Below are 395 nucleotides of genomic sequence, written 5' to 3'. Positions count from 1 at the left end.
TTCTCTAGAAGAGAAATGGTGGCTACGACGGGATTCGAACCTGTGACCCCATCATTATGAGTGATGTGCTCTAACCAGCTGAGCTACGTAGCCATTTTGTTCTACTCGATGAGTAGTTATTTAATCATGCCGCTTACACTTCACAGTCTGAACTGAGAAATCAAAGCCACATAATAAAATGTGGCAGGGCTACCTGGATTCGAACCAGGGGATGGCGGCATCAAAAGCCGCTGCCTTACCGCTTGGCGATAGCCCTACAGTGTTACATAAAGTAACTAGCCTAATCTACTGTTAGGCACTCTTAACCGAGTTAAGAGAATGGTGCGGACGGAGAGACTTGAACTCTCACACCTTGCGGCGCCAGAACCTAAATCTGGTGCGTCTACCAATTCCGC

Annotated in this window: 2 tRNA genes; both read right to left on the bottom strand. The window is 47.6% G+C overall.

The features are described 5' to 3' along the window. Positions 1-16: 16 nt before the first annotated feature. Positions 17-93, bottom strand: a tRNA-Met gene (locus ASV53_RS24815). Positions 94-181: 88 nt separating this feature from the next. Then, positions 182-256: transfer RNA gene (locus ASV53_RS24810), tRNA-Gln, on the bottom strand. Between the last annotated feature and the right edge of the window lie 139 nt (positions 257-395).

The organism is Photobacterium sanguinicancri, from assembly GCF_002265265.1.
Lineage (GTDB): Bacteria > Pseudomonadota > Gammaproteobacteria > Enterobacterales > Vibrionaceae > Photobacterium > Photobacterium sanguinicancri.
Note: the sequence above shows the minus strand (reverse complement) of the source record. Positions and strands in the feature narration are given on the sequence as shown.